The organism is Sphingomonas sp. AC435 (assembly GCF_979253005.1).
The window spans coordinates 1-333 of the sequence record NZ_CEEDCJ010000030.1 but is presented as its reverse complement, the minus strand read 5'-3'; the positions used below and the strand labels follow the sequence as shown (position 1 = coordinate 333).

The 333-nt window shown below is 60.4% G+C and carries 1 pseudogene; it reads left to right on the top strand.

What is annotated here, in order from left to right:
* Positions 1 to 121: 121 nt before the first annotated feature.
* Positions 122 to 333: pseudogene (locus tag AC0CH8_RS18835) on the top strand (hypothetical protein); the annotation flags it as partial.

Sequence of the window (333 nt, the reverse complement as noted above, 5' to 3'; positions counted from 1 at the left end):
CAACCGCCTTCTTCTCCGCCGTGGCCCTCGCTGCCACCGTCATCTTCTGGCTGTGATCAACGAGTCCTGACCCTAGGAAGGGCAGCTGGGTACGCCTCCTGGCGCTTTCGGAGCGCCTGTGATGGATATCAATCCTCTTCGACAGTTTGTCGAGAAGCTTGCAAGGCGTGTGGAGCTTTTCTCTGCCGACACGGAAGCGCTCCTGAAGATGCGCTTTTCTACACGAGAGATGCGACCGGGGAGCTACTTCGTCCGAGAACGGCAGCGCCCAACTGCCAGCTCGCTACTGATCGCAGGCGTCGCGATGCGATCGAAGCTGACCAGCGAGGGTGC